Below are 15,852 nucleotides of genomic sequence, written 5' to 3' on the forward strand. Positions count from 1 at the left end.
TCCTCCGCGCGGCGCTGCTCCCGACGATGCCGATCCCGATCCGGGACGACGCCCGGGCCGGACGACGAGGTCAGGCGGACCGGTCGTGCTGGTCCTGCTCCTGCTCGACCTCGTCGTCATCGTCGGCGTACTGATCTGCCCACTTGTCGACGTAGTCGTCCGAGGACTCATGCCCTGCGGACAGCTCGCGTTCGAGCGCACCGTAATTCGTCTCGGGGCTGAAGTACTTCAGCTCCCGAGCGACCTTGGTGTGCTTCGCCTTCTGACGGCCGCGCCCCATGCGTGACCCCCTCGTGTGATCGGCCCGGCATCCGGCTCGGGCCCGTCTCTCCGGGTCGAACCCGGGCAGCCGAACGGTGCGTGGTTTCGAAATCTAGCGGTCACTTTACCATGTACCCCGATCCGCTCATGGTCGTCGGGGGGCGTCCACAGGAGAATCGAGGGGATGCACGCCACCCTGCCGACCGGACGCACGCGCGTGCTCGTCGTCGGTGCGGGTCAGGCCGGGCTCGCGGTCGCCTACCATCTCGGCCGGCTCGGGCTCCGGACCGCCGATCCGGCGTCCTCCGCGGGCACCGTCGGCCTGCACGAGGTGGTCGTCGTCGACCGGGCACCCGGGCCGGGAGGCGCGTGGCAGTTCCGGTGGGAAGCCCTGCGGCTCGGCGCGGCGCACCGGGTGCACGAGCTGCCGGGCATGGGGGCCATGGGCCTGCACTTCGCCGACGCCGACCCGGAGCGTCCTGCCCGGGACGTCGTCGCGGAGTACTACGGCCGCTACGAAGCGCACCACGGGATCCACGTGGACCGCCCGGTGGAGGTGGTCCGTGTGGCCGACGGCGGCCGGGACGGCGGCGCGGACGCCGGCGGCGGGAACCGCGGCGGCGGGGACGGCGGCGGCGCGGACGACGGCGGCGCGGACGACGGCGGGGACCGCGGCGGCGGGGACCAGGTCGGCGGGGACCAGGTCGGCGGGGACCGCGGGTGGGCGGGTGACCTCGTGGCGACCCTCCGAGCAGCTGACGGCGCCTCGGGCGAACTCAGGACCGCCGTGCTCGTGAACGCCAGCGGCACGTGGGGCACGCCCTTCGTGCCGTGGTACCCGGGCCGCGACCGGTTCGCCGGTCGGCAGCTCGACACCACGGGCTACCGCAGCGCCGAGGAGTTCCGGGGCCAGGACGTGGTCGTGGTCGGCGGCGGCACGAGTGCGATCGGCTTCGTGCTCGAGCTCGACGGCGTGGCGGCCTCGGTCACGTGGTGCACCCGCCGTCCGGTCGACTGGCGGGACGAGTCGACGCTCGGCGTGGAGTCCGCCGTGGCCGCCGTGGCCGAGCAGGACGCAGCTGCCCGGGCGGGTTCGGTCCTGCCGAGCATCGTCCACGGGACGGCCGTGCCGGTGTCACCGCGGATCCGGAGTGGCCTGGATCGTGGCGTGCTCGTCCCGCGCCCGGTCCCCGAGCGCATCGAGCCCGACGGCGTGCGGCTCGCCGATGGGTCGTTCCACCACGCCGACGCGATCATCTGGGCCACGGGGTTCCGGCCGGACGTCCGGCACCTCGGTCCGCTCGGGCTGCGGACCCCGGCGGGCGGGATCGAGGTGGCCGAGGGCGAGGCGATCCGCGACCCGAGGGTGTTCCTGGCGGGGTACGGGCCGCAGGCGTCGACGCTCGGGGCCGATCGTGCGGGGCGGTCCATCGCGCGGCGCGTGCTCGCCCGGCTCGAGCGCGGGGCGTCCTGAGCCGGAGACACGGCACCAGCACCGGCACCGTCAGCGGCGTCAGTCCTGCCCGCGCCCGGTCTCCTGCTGCAGCCGGTCGATGTTCTCGGACGCCTCGGCCTTGGTCAGGTCGGCGGGGAGTTCCTCACCGGCCTCACGCGCGAGCGTGTCCAGGTAGCTGCGCTGCGGGCCGGTCATCGGCTCGTCACCGGTGACCCAGTCCGACGGGTCCTTGCTCGCGGTGGTCGAGGGGTCGGGGCGGGGGCCGCCGAGGGTCTCGCCGGCGTGGTCGTCTGCGTTGCTCATGCCCGGGAGGCTACGCCGCACCCCCGACACGCACCTCGACGGCCGGGACCGAGCGGGGTACGCCTACGCGGCGACGGCCTCGGTGACGTACCGGACCAGGTCGGGCCCGACGCCGGAGACCGCCACGGGCACCGGACCCCGCTGGCCGCGGTCGACCCACATGGTGTTCGCGGGGGCGTCGAGGCGGACGATCTCGGCCCGCTCGCCCTGCTCGACCCAGAAGGCACGGACACGGACCGACCCGGGTGCGGGCGCGGGCGGCAGACCCGCGCGGTCGCCAGCGTGGTCGGGGTAGACCCCGGGCGCGAGCACGGGCAACACGGGCGTGGTGAGCACCGCGACGGCCGATGCACCGTCCTCGGTCCGGGCGTCGTCGCGCACCTCGACGACGCGGACGACCTCGTCCCGCGGCAGGGGAGCGTCGAGCCGGAGGTCCCCGGGCGACCCGGCCAACGCGCGGAACGCGGGCCGACCGTCGGGGCCGACGTGACCCTCCCGGTCGTCGATGCGGACGCGACCGCGCGTGCGGGTGTCCGCGAAGAGCCCGGGGCGCAGTCCGGCACCGTGCGCTTCGGAGAGGGGCACGATCACCAGGTCCGGCCGGTACCAGTCGCGGAGCGTCGCGGGGTCGACCCAGCCGACGGTCGGTGTGCCGCGGACGAGTTCGGCGCCGTCCTCGGCGTGTTCGTCGAGCGCGCCCGTGGGCCAGGGGCCGCGGACGGCGACCATGCCGTCGTGGCGCCCGTCAGCGGCCGAGGACGGCACGTCCGTCAGCACCTCGACCCGCTTGGAGACCTTGCCGCCGTGGCTGTCGAGCGTCGCGTAGGTCCGGAGCGCCTCCGGCGCGCTCGTGGTCCAGTCGGTCATGGTCGGCCATCCTACGTCCGGGTCCGGGTCCGGGTCCGGGTCCGGGTCCGGCCCGGGTCCGGGTCCGGGTCGGACCCGGTCAGTCGTGCGAAGCGGGGGTGCGGCCGTGCGCGGCGGGGACGAGCGCGGGCAGCTCGCCGCAGTCGCCCGCCGGGTCCACGCCCTCGGCGGGGCCCGCCGGTCGCGTCGCGCGGCGGACGTGCACGCTGTTCCGCTGGTCCGAGCGGAGCAGCCGGTCGGTCCGGAGGAGGTCCTCCGTGCCGCGGTTCGTCTGCTCGGCGCCGCGGTGCACCTGCGGCCGGATCGGCTCGCCGCGTCGCTCCTGGCCGGGCAGCGGCCGCGAGCGGCGGCCGTACAGCAGCTCCGAGGAGTCGAGCAGCCACGGGACGAGGGCGACCGTGACGCCGTGCACGAGGAGCAACTTCTTGCGGATCCGGCGCCCGCGGTGGTTGTGGAGCAGGGCCTCCCACCAGTGTCCGACGACGAAGACGGGCGTGTAGACGGTCACGACCTCGGCGCCGTGCTCCTGCCGGTGCGCCTTGATGTGCTTGATGAGCGGCATCGAGATGTCGCGGTACGGGCTCGGCACGATGGTGAGCGGGCACGTGATGCCGTAGTCGCGCCACTGCTGCTGCAGGGTCGCGGCGTCGGCCTCGTCGATGGCGACGTGCACGGCCTCGAACGACGCGTGCTTGGCCGCGATCGCGTAGTCGAGGGCCTTGATCACCGGCTTCTGCAGCTTGTTGACGAGGACGATCGCGTGGTCGCCCGTGGCGCCGAACCGGGTCTCGTCGTCGGCGGCGATCTCGTGCGAGACGTCGCGGTAGTACCGGTTCACGCCGAGCATGAGCAGGAACAGCACCGGCATGATGACGAACACGAGCCAGGCGCCGTGCGTGAACTTCGTGATGGTGACGACGACGAGCACCACGAAGGTGAACGACGCACCCGTGGCGTTGATCGACAGGCTGCGCCAGATCTGCCCGCGGTTCGGCGGGTCCGTCGCGAGCAGCCGGAGCCAGTGCCGGACCATGCCCGTCTGCCCGCATGTGAACGACACGAATACGCCGATGATGTACAGCTGGATGAGCGCCGTGACGTTCGCCCGGTAGACGATGAGGAGTGCCGCGGCGACGAGCGCCAGGACGATCACGCCGTTCGAGTAGATGAGCCGGTCGCCCCGGGTCGACAGGGCCTTCGGGGCGTACGAGTCGCGGGCGAGGATCGACCCGAGCAGCGGGAACCCGTTGAACGCGGTGTTCGCCGCCAGGAGCAGCACGGCCGCGGTGGTCGCCTGGATCACGAAGAACAGGACACTGCCCCCACCGAACGTCGCCGCGGCGATCTGCGCGATGAGGGACCGCTGGGGTGTCGTCGTGCAGTGCGCGAAGCCCCGGAGGTCGCACGCGCTCTCGGCGTAGTGCACGTGCGCGATGAGCGAGAGCGCGACGAGGCCGACGAACAGGACGATCGCGATGCCGCCCATGAACACGAGCGTCGTCTGGGCGTTGCGGATCTTCGGGCGGCGGAACGCCTGCACCCCGTTGGCGATGGCCTCGACGCCGGTGAGGGCGGAGCACCCCGACGCGAACGAGCGGAGGAGCAGCAGCACGAACGCGGCGCGCGTCACGCTCTCGGTGTTCGCGATCGTGTACCCGGCGCTCTCGGCGACCGGGGCGTGCCCCAGGGCCGTGCGGACCAGGCCCGTGACGACCATGACGAACACACTCGCCACGAACAGGTAGGTCGGGATCGCGAACGCCTTGCTCGACTCGCGCACCCCGCGCAGGTTCACGGCGGCGAGCAGGACGACGAACACGAGCGCGAGCTCGACGCGGAACTCGTCGAGCATCGGCAGCGCCGAGATGATGTTGTCCACGCCCGAGGCGACCGACACGGCGACGGTCATCACGTAGTCGACGAGCAGGGCGGAGGCCACGACGAGCCCGGCCTTCTCGCCGAGGTTCCGGTGCGCGACCTCGTAGTCCCCGCCGCCCGACGGGTACGCCTTGATGAGCTGTCGGTAGGACGCCACGACGACGACGAGCAGGAGCACGACCAGGGCCGCGACCCACGGCGCGAAGGTCAGGAATGACATCCCGCCGAGCAGCAGGATCATGAGGAGCTCCTGCGGCGCGTAGGCGACACTCGACAGCGGGTCACTCGCGAAGATCGGGAGCGCGAGGTGCTTCGGGAGGAGCTGACCCTCGAGCTGCTGCGAGGGCAGTGGATCCCCGATCAACCGGGCCTTGAGCGACCGGATCTCGTTCGTCACGAGGGGACAACCTACTCAGGATGGAGGGGCTGTCAACACGGCACCCGTCCCCGTTGTTCCCGATCAGTCCCGGAGTGTCGACCGGATCCCGTCGAGTCCTCGGCGGAGGGCGGCGACGACCTCGGGCGTGAGCGTGCCCCGGGTCGCGCGTCGGCGGGCCTCGGCCCGGACCTCCTGCCGGAACGTCGCGAGGAGCAGTTCGACCTCGCGGAGGGACCGGGCGCCCTCGTTCGGCGTCGAGGTCGGCGCCCCCGCCGGGTGGGGACCCGATCGGTGCGGGGCGGCCGGTCGAGCGGACGCGGCGAGGTCGGCGCGGAGCGACCGCATCGCCTCGCCGACCGAGGCGCGCACGCCGTCCGCGAGGGAGCGCACCGAGTCGGTGACGCCGGACTCGAGGTCGGCGACCTCGTCCTGGCGCGCGGCCAACTCGTCGCGGCCGGCCTCGGTGATCGCGTAGACGGTCTTGCGGCCGTCGGCCTCGCTGGTCACGAGGCCGTCCTCCTGCAGCTTGCCGAGACGGGGGTACACGGTGCCGGCGCTCGGGACGTACACGCCGCCGAACCGGGTGCCGAGCGCCTGGATGAGTTCGTAGCCGTGCATCGGGCGCTCCGCGAGCAGCACGAGCAGGTACAGGCGGAGCTGTCCGTGGGCGAACACCGGGCTCATGCGCCGAGCCCCTCGGTGCCGTCCGTCGTCCACGTGCCGTCGGTGTCGTCCGTGGCCGTCGCGCCCGCCGTCGCGCCCGCCGTCGCGCCCGCCGTCGGGCTCGCGGCGCTCGGCTCCGGGTCCGCGTGGAACAGCGCGAACCGGCCGGACACCGTGGCCACGCGCACGTCGGCCCAGCGCCCCTCGAGCGTGCCGGACCGGCGGGTGTACGGGCCGTGCACACCCCGCACCTCGTCGTCGTCGAACTGGAGGCGTCCGGTCGCCGTGGTCACGGAGCACGCGTACCCCACGCCGTCCGCGAGCCGGAGGCTCACCGCGCCCGAGACCGTGCTGACCCGGACGCCGTCCGGGACCCCCTGCAGGTCGAGCAGGACGTCGGCCGAGATGCCGTCCGCCGTGAGCCGGGTGACCGCGCCGGTGGCGGCGACGTCGCCGGAGACCGTCCGCACGGCGAGGGCGCCCGCGTGCTCGCGGACGGTCACGGTGCCCGAGACGCTGTTGACCTGGAGGTCGCCGCTCACCCGGTCGACGACGAGGTCGCCGGACACCGCGTGGAGCGCCGCGTCGTGCGTCAGCCCCGAGACGAGTGCGCCGGCCGAGACGACCCCGAGCGTCAGTGCCACCTGCCGCGGGACGAGGATGCTGACGTCCGCGGACTCCTGACCGCGGAAGGCCCGGAGGAAGCCGAGCGGGTCGTCCCAGCGGACCTGGGCGTGGTCCACGGTGAGCACGCCCGCGTCCATCTCGACCCGCAGCGGCCGCCCCGAGACGGCGTGGACCTCGACCCGCGCCGTGGGTTCGTCGTGCGCGACGACGTCGACCTGACCCCCGACGAGGCCGACCTTGAGCTGCCGGACCACCCCGGTGTCGATGACCTTCGGCTCGTCGACGAGCCACTTCTCCTGCGCCATGGTGCACTCCGATCTCGCGATGTATCGCGTTGTCGTGCCGGCAACCGTACGCCCGTGGGACGGGGCGATCAAGGGTCATCCGTCCGGCGGATGCCGAGCGAGCCGCCCTCGCCGATCCTGGAGGCATGGAAGCACCGGTCCTGCCCCGTCGCGTCGTCGTCCCCCCGCGATCCGGCGCGCTCCCGCGTCCCGCCAGGGTCGTCGTCGCGCTCGCCGGAGCCCTGCTCGTCGGGATGCTCACGAGCATCGGCCAGAGCGGGTCGGCGTTCGTCGCCACGTTGTCGAACGCAGCCGGCCCCTGGTTCGTCGCCGCGGTCCTCCTGGTGCTCGTGGTCCGACCCGGCGCGCGTTGGGCGGCGGCGCTCGGGGTCGTGTGTCTCGAACTCATGCGCGTCGGCTACTGGGCCGCGACCGTGCTCGCCGGTCGACCCGACGCGCTGTCCCCGTTCGGGACATGGGAACTCCTCGGGGTCCCCGCGGGCGTCCTCGCCGGACTCGTCGCCGTCGGCGTCGTGTCCCGTGACGGCCGGGTCCGCGGTGCGTCGGCCGGCGTGGTCGGCGCCGTCCTCGTGGGTGAGGGGATCCGGGGACTCCTGGTCGTCGCGGCGACGACGAGCAGCACGGCCTGGACCTCCGAGGTCGTCGGCGGCGTCCTCTGCGTCGTCGCCGCGGTCGTCGCCGGTCGCAGCCCGATCGGCCGCGTCGTCGCGCTCGGGACGGGCGTGGTCGGGGCCGCCGGCGTGCTCGGCGCGCTCCTCGTGGTCTGACCGGCGGTCGACCCGCGGGGCACGTCCGGCCGGGCGCGGTGTCAGGCCCCGCTGGGAGGATCGACCGGTGCACCTCCTCTCGGTCCTCAGCCTGCGCAACCGCGCCCTCATCGCGCTGGTCACCATCGTCGTCGCGATCTTCGGTGGGGTCGCCCTCACGAGCCTCAAGCAGGAGCTGATCCCGAGCGTCGAGTTCCCCCAGGTCGCGATCGTCAGCACTTACCCCGGCGCGACGCCCGAGGTCGTGTCGAACGACGTGTCGACCAAGATCGAGCAGGGGATCCAGGCCGTCCCCGACCTCAAGGACACCACCGCGACGTCGTCGACGAGCCAGAGCGTCGTGTCGGCCGAGTTCCAGTACGGGTCGAACCTCGCCAGCGCCGAGGACAAGATCCAGACGGTCGTCAACGCCCTCGACCTGCCCGACAGCGTCCAGACCCAGATCGTCACGGGGTCGTTCGACGACATCCCGGTCCTCCAGCTCGCGGTCTCCGAACCCGGCACGAGCGAGGAGACCCTGGTCGGGCGGTTGAACAAGACCGCGGTGCCGGACCTCGAGAAGCTCGACGGGGTGCGTGAGGCCGACGTCTACGGCAACCCCGGACGCCGCATCGTCATCACGCCGAACCAGACGGAACTCGCCGAGCGCGGCGTCGCCCAGACCGCGATCAGTGACGCCCTCGACGACAACGGCACACTCGTCCCGGGCGGCACGATCACCGAGCACGGCCGGACCCTGTCGGTGCAGACCGGGTCGAGCCTCGGGTCGGTCGGTGACATCCGCGACCTCCCGTTGGCCGGCGCCCGCGTCGCGACCACGATCGGCGACGTCGCCGAGGTGAGGCTCGTCGAGTCCCCGCGCACGTCGATCAGCCGGGTGAACGGCAAGCCCGCGCTCACCATCGCCATCACGAAGACGCAAGAGGCCAACACCGTCGACGTCTCCCGCACCGTGCAGGACGCGCTCCCCGGCATCGAGGCGAAGGTCGACGGCTCGCCGCGGTTCACCGTCGTGTTCGACCAGGCGCCCTACATCGAGCAGTCCATCGACTCGCTGGCGGAGGAGGGCCTGCTCGGACTCGGGTTCGCGGTCGTCGTGATCCTCGTGTTCCTGCTGTCGTGGCGCTCGACCCTGGTCACCGCGATCTCGATCCCGACGAGCGTGCTGCTCACCGCGATCGGCATGGAGGCCGCCGGGTACACGCTCAACATCATCACCCTCGCCGGCCTGACGATCGCGATCGGCCGCGTGGTCGACGACTCGATCGTCGTCATCGAGAACATCAAGCGGCACATGCAACCGGGCGTCGACCGGCTGCGCGCGGTGCTCGACGGCGTCCGCGAGGTCGCCGGTGCCGTGACCGCGTCGACACTGACCACGGTCGTGGTGTTCCTGCCGGTCGCGTTCGTGCAGGAGCTCGTCGGCGAGCTGTTCCGGCCGTTCGCGCTCACCGTGTCGATCGCGCTCGCCGCGTCGCTGCTCGTCGCGCTGACGATCGTGCCGGTGCTCGCGTACTGGTGGCTCCGGCCCGGACGGGGATCCGGGCAGTACCAGTCCGCGACCGCCGACACGGCCCCGGTCGACCCCGTCGGAGCACACCGCGCGGCGCCCGCCGAACTGGTGGCGGCCGAGTCCCGGTTCGCCGCGGGGGCCTCGTCCGTCGACACGACGCTCGGCAGCGCCGCGGACCTGCACGACGCCGGGCACCGCGACCGCCTGCGCCGGGGCTACCTGCCCGTGCTCGACTGGGTGCTGCGGTTCCCGGCGCTCGTCCTCGTCCTCGCCGTGCTCGTCCTCGGTGGCACCGCGGCTGCGCTCCCGTTCGTCAAGACCAACTACCTCGGCGACTCCGGGCAGAACACCTTCACGGTGAGCCAGACGCTCGCACCGGCCACGAGCCTCGCGGAGCAGTCCCGCTCGGCCCGCCGGGTGGAGCGCGCGCTGCGTGACGTGGACGGCGTCGACACCGTCCAGGTGACCATCGGCTCGAGCGGCAACTCCATCCAGTCGGCCTTCGGCGGCGGGGGGAGCGCGTCGATCACGTACTCCGTCACCACGGACGACAGCGCGGACCAGACGGCCCTGCAGTCCCGGGCGCGTGCCCGGCTCCGGGCGCTCTCCGGCGTCGGGACGGTCTCGCTCGCCTCGACCTCGGGCTTCGGGTCGACGTCGGACATCGACGTCGACGTGACCGCCCCGACGCAGGCGCGGCTCCGGTCGGCGGCCGAGCAGGTGCTCCACGCCATGCAGGACGTGCCGAACACCACGGGTGCGTCGAGCAACCTGTCCGCCGCGCAGCCCTACCTGGCCGTCCGTGTCGACCGCGCGAAGGCGGCCGCGGCGGGCCTCACCGAGACCCAGGTCGGCGGGATCGTCGCGGCATCGGTGTCGCCGCAGGACAAGGGGACGGTCGAGTTCGGCGACCAGACGCTCGACGTGTACATCGAGAACCCGCACCCACCGACCAGCGCGCAGGCCCTGCGCGACCTGTCGATCCCGACCGCCGCAGGTGCCGTGCCGCTGTCGTCCGTCGCCACGGTCGACCAGTCGAACGGGCCGACCACGGTCACGACCTCGAACGCGGTGCGCACGGCGACGATCACGGTCACGCCGTCGGCGACGAACCTCGGCGCCGCGACGCAGTCCGTGACCGACGCCGTGGACGGCCTCCACCTGTCGAAGGGCGCTGAGGCCTCCATCGGCGGTGTCGCATCGAGCCAGTCGTCGGCGTTCCGACAGCTGCTCCTCGCCGCGCTCATCGCGATCCTCATCGTCTACGTCGTGATGGTGGCGACCTTCCGCAGCCTGCTCCAGCCGCTCCTCCTGCTCGTGTCGATCCCGTTCGCGGCGACCGGCGCGATCCTGCTGCAGGTGGCGTCGGGGATCCCGATCGGCGTCGCGTCGCTCATCGGCGTGCTCATGCTCGTCGGCATCGTCGTGACGAACGCGATCGTGCTCATCGACCTCGTCAACCAGTACCGGCGACGGGGGTTGCGCGTCCGCGAGGCGCTCGTGGAGGGCGCGGCCCGACGTCTCCGACCGATCCTGATGACGGCACTCGCCACGATCTTCGCGCTCGTGCCGATGGCGGTGGGCATCACCGGACACAACGGGTTCATCTCGCAGCCGCTCGCGCTCGTCGTGATCGGAGGCCTCGTGTCGTCGACGCTCCTGACCCTCGTGGTCCTCCCGGCGCTCTACTACGTGGTCGAGCGTCGGCGGGAACGGTTCACGGACGTGCGGACGAGCGTGCCCGTGTCGGTCCCCGGTGCGCGGGAGGCCCACCACCCGCGGCACTGACCCCCGATCGAGCGGCACCCGCTCTCGGGACTGTCACAGGGTGCTCCCACCGCCGACACTGGTGGTCGTGACCATCCGCGACGTCCCGAGAGCCCAGCGCGCGACCACCGAGTGGTCCGGGATGACGTACATCCACACCGGTGCGGAGCTGCTGCTCGGCATCTCGTTCATCGTCACCGTGGTGTTCGCCGCGCTCGGTGTGGTCGAGCACCACCGCTCGATCGTCGCGGAGGTCGCGGCGATCGCGTTCATCTGCTCCCTCGCCGCCGTGCTCCTCGACTGGGTCACCGCGACCGACGAGGACCCGCGCGGCTGGGACTGACACCTTCCCACGGAAGCGGCCCCGTTCCTCCCCGGGAGGAGCGGGGCCGTCGTCATGTCCCCCGCCCCGCGCCCTGTCGGGCGTCAGCCGAGTCGGTGACGGAAGTACGCGACGACCCGTTCGCTCATCGCGCGGTCGAGCTGCGCGATCGAGTGCGCGGTGCCGCGGACCTCGACGAGGGTCACGGGGACGCCGTGCCGTCGCAGGGCGCGCGCCAGGTGCTGCGACTCCCACAGCGGGATGAACTCGTGGGTGCTGTGCCCGATGAAGAAGGGCGGGGTCTGCGCGGTGACGTCGTCGACGGGGGAGGCCCGCCGCGCCGCCGGACAGTCGGCGTAGCGGGTGCATCCCAGGTAGAGCAGCTGCTTCCGAGCGAACGACGGCGTCACGCCGCCGGCGTCCGTGGAGGCCGCGGTCAGGTCCGAGGGCCCGCTCAGCTCCGCGACGGCCCGGATCCGGTCCCCGTTCGCGTACGCGGTCGACGCGTGGTCCTGCACCGCGAGCATCGCGGCGAGGTTCCCGCCGGCGCTCCCGCCGAACACCCCCACGCGTTCCCGGTCCACGCGGAACCGGGTGAGCGTCGCCGTGCGGAACACCCAGTCGAGGGCGCGCCGGACGTCGTCGAGTCCGGCGGGGAACGGGTCCGTCGGCGCCAGGCGGTAGTCGATGTCGAACACCACGAAGCCCTGGGACGCGAAGTACTCGCACACCGCGTGGTAGGCCGCGGTCGCCTTGTCACCGTGTGACCAGCTGCCGCCGTGAATCATCATGACGGCAGGGCGGTCGGTGGTGCCCTGTCCCGCCTGCGCGCCGACCCCGCCACCCGGCAGGGGAGCAGCGGTCGCGGTCGCGGTCGCCGCGGCGGCCTCGTGCCCGGCGGGCAGGCAGACGTCGAGGCGCTGCAGCCGGTCCTCGCCGTACGCGACGTCGGACACGGTCCGGACGTCCGGGTACCGCAGCGACAGCGGGTAGATCACCGGTCCCGCGTCGACCGTGGCGTTCGTGTCGCCGGTGGGGCCCTGGACGCATCCGGTGAGCACGAGCACGAGCGCGAGCACGACCGTGGTGAGGGCAGGGAGCCGTCGGTGGTCCCCGACGCGTGCGACACCGCGGGCGTGACGGCGCTGACGGACGGGAGACGGCATCGCGCCCAACCTATCGGGAGCATCCGTACGGGGCTGGCGTCCCTCCGGGTTCGCGACTAATGTAGGTAGGTCAGCTCTCGACAGCGCGGCATGTGGCCGCGACGGGTGTGTGTGTCTCGAGGGCTGGAGTCACGTCGATCACGACGGGACGGACCCCCTCCCCGCACTTCGATCCGGCCGACGGCGCCTCGGGTCCTGCGGCATGTCTGCACGCCGGAAAGAACTCGCATGTCCCCCTTCAAGAAGGGCGCGCCCTCGCGCGCCGACAACACCGCCCGCCACGCGAACGGCACCCCTGCCTCGCGGAGCCCGAAGCACCGCGGCTACCGTGCCGAGGAGCCGTCCGCTGGTCGCCAGAAGGCGCGTTGGGACGCGGCGGAGCGCCGCGACCGCGCCGCGTCCGGAGAGCGCTCCGGCCGCCCGAACTGGGAGCCGCGCAGCAACGACGACGACCGCAGCCGCGGGCGGTTCCCGCGCGACGACCGGCGCGGTGCGCGGTCGTCCGACCGGGACGACCGCGGCGGCCGTTCGTCCGGCCGGGACGACCGGGGCGGCCGGCCGTACGACCGGAGCGACCGGCCGCAGCGTTCGTTCGACCGAGATGACCGTGGTGGGCGTTCGTTCGATCGCAGCGAGCGGCCGCAGCGTTCGTATGACCGTGATGACCGTGGTGGGCGTTCGTTCGACCGGAGCGACCGGCCGCAGCGTTCGGTCGACCGTGGCGGCCGCTCGTACGACCGGAGCGACCGGCCGCAGCGTTCGTATGACCGTGATGACCGTGGTGGGCGTTCGTTCGACCGGAGCGACCGGAGCGATCGGCCGCAGCGCTCGTTCGACCGGAACGACCGGAGCGACCGGCCGCAGCGTTCGTATGACCGTAATGACCGTGGTGGGCGTTCGTTCGACCGGAGCGACCGGCCGCAGCGTTCGTTCGACCGGAACGACCGGCCGCAGCGTTCGTTCGACCGGAACGACCGGGACGATCGGCCGCAGCGTTCGTTCGACCGGAACGACCGGCCGCAGCGCTCGTACGACCGGAACGACCGGAACGACCGGCCGCAGCGTTCGTTCGACCGCGATGACCGGACCGGTCGCACCCCGCGCGCCGCAGAGCGCTCGGGCCGCCACTTCGGCGACGCCCGTGAGGACCGTCCCGCTTACGTGCCCGCGGACGACGTCAAGCTCGAGAAGCTCCAGGCCGAGGCCACCGTCGCCGCGGACGTCGAGGGCGTGACCTTCGGCGACCTCGGCATCGGCTCCAACATCGTGCGGGTGCTCGCGGAGCTCGGCGCGGATCGTCCGTTCCCGATCCAGGCCGCGACGATCCCGGACGTCCTCGCCGGCAAGGACGTGCTCGGTCGAGGCCGCACGGGCTCCGGCAAGACGATCGCGTTCGGCGCGCCCCTCGTCGAGAAGCTCATGGAGAACGGTGGGGGCAAGAACCGCCGGATGGGCCGCAACCCCCGTGCGCTCATCCTGGCGCCGACGCGCGAGCTGGCGCTGCAGATCGACCGCACCGTCCAGCCGATCGCCCGTGCGGTGGGCCTGTTCACGACCCAGATCTACGGCGGGGTGCCGCAGGGCCGTCAGGTGGGCGCGCTGCAGCGCGGTGTCGACATCATCGTGGGCACGCCGGGTCGCATCGAGGACCTCATGGAGCAGGGGCGCCTCGACCTCAGCGAGGTCGTCGTCACCGTGCTCGACGAAGCCGACCACATGTGCGACCTCGGGTTCCTCGAGCCCGTCCGGCGCATCCTCCAGGCGACCGCCGACGTCACGCCGACCGGTGCGCGCGCGCAGAAGCTGCTGTTCAGCGCGACGCTCGACACCCAGGTCGCCGCGCTGGTCGACGAGTTCCTCGTCGAGCCGTCCGTGCACGAGGTCCTCGGCGAGGACCAGGCGTCCTCGACGATCGACCACCAGGTCCTCGTCGTCGAGCAGCGCGAGAAGGACCGCGTCATCGAGGAACTCGCGAGCGGCGACGGCAAGACCGTGGTGTTCGCGCGGACCCGTGCCTACGCCGAGCGTCTGGCCGACCAGCTCGAGGACGCCGGCATCCGGGCGACGAGCCTGCACGGCGACCTCAACCAGTCCCGACGCACCCGGAACCTGTCGCTCCTGACGAGCGGCCGGGTGAACGTCCTGGTCGCCACGGACGTCGCGGCGCGCGGCATCCACGTCGACGACGTCTCGCTCGTCATCCAGGCGGACCTGCCGGACGAGTACAAGACGTACACACACCGCGCGGGGCGCACCGGCCGTGCCGGCAAGGAGGGCACCGTCGTGACCCTCGTCACGCGGAACCGCGTCCGGAAGATGGAGGGCATGCTCGAGCGTGCCGAGATCGACGCCCCGATGACGCCCGTCGCTCCCGGCGACGCGCTCGTCACGGAGCTCGCGAAGCGCTGACGCCGGGCGCGATCACGGACGGGAGGGACGGTGCGGGGTGACCCGCGCCGTCCCTCCCGTCGTTCCCCACCTGCGCGTCAGGACACGAAGAAGAGGAGTCCGCGGACGTACCCGGCCTGTCCAGCGTGCTGGACGCAGTCGTCGAGGATGCTGACGAGGCGGACGCCGGCGGTCACGGGCGGGTCCCATGCCTCGTCGACCACGGCGTCGAGGTCCTCGGGTGCGAGGCCCCGGACGTACTCGAGTGTCCGGGCGGTGGTCGCGCGGAGGTAACCGAGCAGCAGGTCGGACGATGCGCGGACCCGTCCGACGTCGTCGCGGGACATGCCGTACCCGAGCGCGTCGGCCGGGAACGGCAGGCCGAACCGGTCGTACCAGCCGTCGCTCGTCCACACCTGCTCGCTGCCGGTGAGGTCGGCGATCTGCGCGTCCTGCCCGCGGGCGATGTGCCAGGCGAGCCAGGCGAGCGTGTTCGCACCGGCGGCGGGCCGAGCGGCGAGCTGGTCCTCCGACAGGTTCCGGACGGCGCGCTCGACGGTCTCGGGGACGCGGGCGAACGCTTCGGCGAGGAGTTCTGCTGGTGTCATGTCCGCCACGCTAGCCCCGGGCGCCGACGGTGGACGGGCGGACCCGGGACGCTGTGGAGGATCAGCCCGCGGCGTGGACCGCGTCCGGGCAGCCGTCGGCGCTGGCGCACTCGCCCAGGCGCGCGGCGACCTGCTCGAACGCCCGCGCGAGCGGGACGAGGTACTCGGTGGGGATCCCGGACTCGAACGCTGCGCGGTAGACGACCCCGATCTGCTCGGCGGTCTCGGCCCCCGTCGGCGTGAGTTGCAGGAGGACGCTCCGCCGGTCCTCCGGGTTCGGGCGTCGCTCGATGTGCCCGCGGTCGACCAGGCGGTCGACGAGGTTCGTGGTGGCACCGGTCGAGAGTGCGAGGTACTCGCTCGCCTGCTTCGGGGTGACGCCGGCCTCCGCGACCGAGAGGAAGAACACGAAGCGCGCGTCCGTGGCGTTGAGTCCGCGCGCGGCGCTCTCGCGGGTCAGCACGCGGGCGTGGTGCACCTGCATGAGGCGGTACGCGTTGAGCACGCGGGAGAGTGCCGCCGCGTCCGTGCCCGGGGCCCTGTCCGTGGCCGTGGTGGTGGTGTCCGTCATGTCGTCCCTGA

Annotated in this window: 14 protein-coding genes; 5 read left to right on the top strand and 9 right to left on the bottom strand. The window is 72.8% G+C overall.

Annotation, left to right across the window (positions count from 1 at the left end; genetic code table 11):
* Window positions 1–70: 70 nt before the first annotated feature.
* A complete protein-coding gene (locus DEI88_RS03135) occupies window positions 71–280 on the bottom strand; it encodes a DUF3073 domain-containing protein (RefSeq protein ID WP_111011543.1) in 210 nt (69 codons plus the stop codon).
* Between the two features lie 165 nt (window positions 281–445).
* Here DEI88_RS03135 and DEI88_RS03140 point away from each other — a divergent pair, with 165 nt between their 5' ends.
* Window positions 446–1,735: a pyridine nucleotide-disulfide oxidoreductase gene (locus DEI88_RS03140; RefSeq protein ID WP_284183587.1), complete on the top strand. Its 1,290-nt coding sequence runs from the start codon at window positions 446–448 to the stop codon at window positions 1,733–1,735.
* 39 nt (window positions 1,736–1,774) lie between these two features.
* On the opposite strand, the gene DEI88_RS03145 is transcribed toward DEI88_RS03140, so the two are convergent.
* The 5 genes from DEI88_RS03145 to DEI88_RS03165 all read right to left on the bottom strand — a co-directional run bounded on the left by DEI88_RS03145 (window position 1,775) and on the right by DEI88_RS03165 (window position 6,739).
* On the bottom strand, window positions 1,775–2,020 hold the full coding sequence (locus DEI88_RS03145) for a DUF3072 domain-containing protein (protein WP_111010194.1): 246 nt from the start codon (window positions 2,018–2,020) through the stop codon (window positions 1,775–1,777).
* A 63-nt stretch (window positions 2,021–2,083) separates the two neighbouring features.
* A complete protein-coding gene (locus tag DEI88_RS03150) occupies window positions 2,084–2,887 on the bottom strand; it encodes a hypothetical protein (protein WP_111072299.1) in 804 nt (267 codons plus the stop codon).
* A gap of 79 nt (window positions 2,888–2,966) precedes the next feature.
* Window positions 2,967–5,162, bottom strand: coding sequence for an APC family permease (locus DEI88_RS03155; RefSeq protein ID WP_258375124.1), 2,196 nt, complete (start codon window positions 5,160–5,162; stop codon window positions 2,967–2,969).
* Window positions 5,163–5,225: 63 nt separating this feature from the next.
* Window positions 5,226–5,828: a PadR family transcriptional regulator gene (locus tag DEI88_RS03160; protein ID WP_111026518.1), complete on the bottom strand. Its 603-nt coding sequence runs from the start codon at window positions 5,826–5,828 to the stop codon at window positions 5,226–5,228.
* Window positions 5,825–6,739 carry a DUF4097 family beta strand repeat-containing protein gene (locus DEI88_RS03165; protein ID WP_111072298.1) on the bottom strand — a complete coding sequence of 305 codons (915 nt, stop codon included), beginning with the start codon at window positions 6,737–6,739 and terminating at the stop codon, window positions 5,825–5,827. The genes DEI88_RS03160 and DEI88_RS03165 overlap by 4 nt, the downstream gene beginning before the upstream one ends.
* Before the next feature lie 125 nt (window positions 6,740–6,864).
* On the opposite strand from DEI88_RS03165, the gene DEI88_RS03170 reads away from it, so the two are divergent.
* The 3 genes from DEI88_RS03170 (at window position 6,865) to DEI88_RS03180 (ending at window position 11,129) form a co-directional block, all read left to right on the top strand.
* Entirely contained in the window at window positions 6,865–7,506 is a 642-nt protein-coding gene (locus DEI88_RS03170; protein WP_111072297.1) for a DUF6518 family protein, read from the top strand.
* Between the two features lie 67 nt (window positions 7,507–7,573).
* Complete coding sequence (locus DEI88_RS03175; protein ID WP_111072296.1) at window positions 7,574–10,807, top strand: efflux RND transporter permease subunit; 3,234 nt, start codon at window positions 7,574–7,576, stop codon at window positions 10,805–10,807.
* A 67-nt stretch (window positions 10,808–10,874) separates the two neighbouring features.
* The gene (locus tag DEI88_RS03180; protein ID WP_146242790.1) at window positions 10,875–11,129 is read left to right on the top strand and encodes a hypothetical protein; all 255 of its coding nucleotides are present in this window, start codon (window positions 10,875–10,877) and stop codon (window positions 11,127–11,129) included.
* Between the two features lie 83 nt (window positions 11,130–11,212).
* Here the strand turns inward: DEI88_RS03180 and DEI88_RS03185 are convergent, their stop codons facing one another.
* Window positions 11,213–12,274: an alpha/beta hydrolase gene (locus DEI88_RS03185; protein WP_111072295.1), complete on the bottom strand. Its 1,062-nt coding sequence runs from the start codon at window positions 12,272–12,274 to the stop codon at window positions 11,213–11,215.
* A gap of 228 nt (window positions 12,275–12,502) precedes the next feature.
* Between DEI88_RS03185 and DEI88_RS03190 the strand changes: the two genes are divergently transcribed.
* Window positions 12,503–14,683: a DEAD/DEAH box helicase gene (locus tag DEI88_RS03190; protein WP_111072294.1), complete on the top strand. Its 2,181-nt coding sequence runs from the start codon at window positions 12,503–12,505 to the stop codon at window positions 14,681–14,683.
* A gap of 77 nt (window positions 14,684–14,760) precedes the next feature.
* On the opposite strand, the gene DEI88_RS03195 is transcribed toward DEI88_RS03190, so the two are convergent.
* Both DEI88_RS03195 and DEI88_RS03200 read right to left on the bottom strand, forming a co-directional pair.
* On the bottom strand, window positions 14,761–15,270 hold the full coding sequence (locus tag DEI88_RS03195) for a mycothiol transferase (RefSeq protein WP_111010178.1): 510 nt from the start codon (window positions 15,268–15,270) through the stop codon (window positions 14,761–14,763).
* Window positions 15,271–15,331: 61 nt separating this feature from the next.
* Window positions 15,332–15,841, bottom strand: a complete 510-nt coding sequence (locus DEI88_RS03200; RefSeq protein ID WP_111049505.1) for a MarR family transcriptional regulator — start codon at window positions 15,839–15,841, stop codon at window positions 15,332–15,334.
* Window positions 15,842–15,852 lie beyond the last annotated feature (11 nt).

Source organism: Curtobacterium sp. MCBD17_003 (assembly GCF_003234885.2).
Lineage (GTDB): Bacteria > Actinomycetota > Actinomycetes > Actinomycetales > Microbacteriaceae > Curtobacterium.